General features: G+C 49.1%; 4 protein-coding genes. All 4 read right to left on the bottom strand.

All coding sequences use genetic code 11. The features are described from left to right. Positions 1-232 precede the first annotated feature (232 nt). The 4 genes from FE848_RS18490 to FE848_RS18505 all read right to left on the bottom strand — a co-directional run bounded on the left by FE848_RS18490 (position 233) and on the right by FE848_RS18505 (position 2,118). Entirely contained in the window at positions 233-559 is a 327-nt protein-coding gene (locus FE848_RS18490) for an antibiotic biosynthesis monooxygenase family protein (protein WP_127400983.1), read from the bottom strand. 122 nt (positions 560-681) lie between these two features. Next, a complete protein-coding gene (locus FE848_RS18495; protein WP_200205372.1) occupies positions 682-969 on the bottom strand; it encodes a helix-turn-helix domain-containing protein in 288 nt (95 codons plus the stop codon). After that, entirely contained in the window at positions 962-1,273 is a 312-nt protein-coding gene (locus tag FE848_RS18500; RefSeq protein ID WP_200205373.1) for a type II toxin-antitoxin system RelE/ParE family toxin, read from the bottom strand. Before FE848_RS18500 ends, FE848_RS18495 begins: the two co-directional genes overlap by 8 nt. Before the next feature lie 128 nt (positions 1,274-1,401). Then, complete coding sequence (locus FE848_RS18505; RefSeq protein WP_200205378.1) at positions 1,402-2,118, bottom strand: hypothetical protein; 717 nt, start codon at positions 2,116-2,118, stop codon at positions 1,402-1,404. Positions 2,119-2,176: the final 58 nt, after the last annotated feature.

A 2,176-nucleotide genomic window follows, 5' to 3' on the forward strand; every position in this document is an offset into this window, starting at 1 on the left:
GTCATGGGTTGGCCGACGCTCCCCGAGGGTAGAACTCTCCAACAAACCGATGAACTGGTCAGTGGTAATGGAATGATTCACCTTGAAGGTTATAGCCATACCTCTCCTTGGCAATTAACGCCAATGTTAAGCGGCGACCTTTTTGGAGCGCAGCGGAGAAAAGGGCGTCCGGTGGACGGCCGTCAGGCCGGGAACGAACTTGAACGACTGGTTACAAAGCAAGTGCGCCCGTTTAACCCCGCTGCTCTGCCGAAAACTGATGTTCGATGACCTCATAGTGCTGTACCGAAAGGTCAGGCTCAAGCTCGTAAACCTCGTCCTCTGGGTACAAGCGTGCCTGCGAAATATCATTGCCAGCAAACGCCTTGATGGACTCCAGGTTGTCCCAGTACGTGATGAGGGTAAGCTCTATTTTGGCGGCCAGTGAACGGCGGAAAATTTGAGCACCAAGAAAGCCAAGTGTTGCAGACGAATCCTTGATGCCGGTTTCGTAAAGATAGCCCGTGAACCCTTCACTGTGGGCTTCAGGCACTCGGCATTTCCATTCCCTGGCGATCATAACCGCACATTCTCCCTTGCTTTGTAACGCTTAGGTAACCGGCGCCGGAGCGCAGCGGAGGGAACCAAAAGCGGCACGCTTTTGGCGTCCGGTTGACCGTCTGGTTACACCTTGCGACTTACTCAGTGCAGTTGGCTAAAAACTTCCGGATGTTGTTCTGCGATGCGCAACAGTGCAACTGCTGGGCCTTGTGGTTCTCTACGCCCTTGCTCCCAATCCTGTAGAGTGCGCACACTGACCCCCATGAGACCCGCAAAGGCAGACTGAGACATTTTTAGTTTCAGCCGAATAACCTGCGGCGCTGAGGGCTCAGACAACTCTTGAGTTCGCAGCGCCAGATTGCCCTTTTTGAACTGTTTGATTTCATCAAGCCCAGCAAGGATTTCCGCACCAAGATTTCTATCACTCATTTTTGATGGCCTCCGCTATCTGCTTGAGCATGTGCCCAGGAATCGAGGCACGCTCAGATTTACTGTACAACGTCAGCATCCATACTTCGTGGTCAGACTTCTTCCAATAATAAATTGCTCGAATGCCGCCACTCTTGCCTGATCCGACTGGCGCCCAGCGAACCTTCCGAACACCACCAGACCCTTTGATGAGATCGCCTGCATCAGGCTTCTGCAAAAGGTATGTTTGGAGCCCACGATATTCTTCGTCCGTGAGGTAGCTCGGCAACAACTTGGTGAATGTTGAGGTTTCAATGAATAGCATAGCCAAAATATACGGCAATGCCGTACAAATCTCAAGATTAGGTTAGCGAGGTGTAACGTTTGGTTAAGGGGCGGGCTTTAGCCCGTCCCAGTGAGCGAAGCGAACGATTTGAACCAGTTGTTAAAGATTTACCGGTAAGAAGGTGACACCCATTCGCAAAGCCACCATGTATTGCTTACTGATTTAGCCGGCTTGATACAACCGATTTCCTTAAGATTTTGAAGTGCATGCTTTATGTCTGCCTCAGATAACGTCTGCCTCTCGTATTTTTGAGCATGAGAATCTACAGCAGGCTTGATATCTTCCGCTTTGACATTTTTGTTTGAGTCTTTCACTTGCCACATCGCCCATAGAGTAACTGCTTCTGCCTCTGTGAGGCTTACTTGCATATTTTTCCATATGCTATTCCATAGCAATATTGCGGCAAAAGGTATTGCCCATGGTGCCTGCGCTGCAGAGATTACAGTAAACACCCCACCTGAAACAGCCTCAAACAGAACGCGAATGTTTAATTTAATATTGCCTGCTTTAGAACTACGGCCACCACCGCGCCCAGAGGGCGCCATGATAACCATATGGATAAACACTTCTTCCTTCTGAGGAGGCGATACTCGAATGGCCTTTTCGAGAAATTCTTTCGCTGTTGTTTGGATGCTTGGCTCGTCTAAACCAGCCTCACGAAGATAATTTTCAATATCGCCTTGGATTTCTGTTTCTTTTTCCTTTTTTCTTTCGTAATCCCATGCCATCTCGTAGTTCTCGGTTTCAGTTGTTTTGCGCTTTAACGAGCCTGTAGAAAAACCCTTAACAGAGCCTGATCCACAGCCGCTTTGTTGTTTTTTCATAACCTGCGGTTAGCTGGCGCAAGTTCGCTCATTCGCCAGTAACACTCAAGAAATAGTA

The sequence above is a fragment of the Marinobacter sp. 1-3A genome (genome assembly GCF_016597775.1).
GTDB lineage: Bacteria > Pseudomonadota > Gammaproteobacteria > Pseudomonadales > Oleiphilaceae > Marinobacter > Marinobacter xiaoshiensis.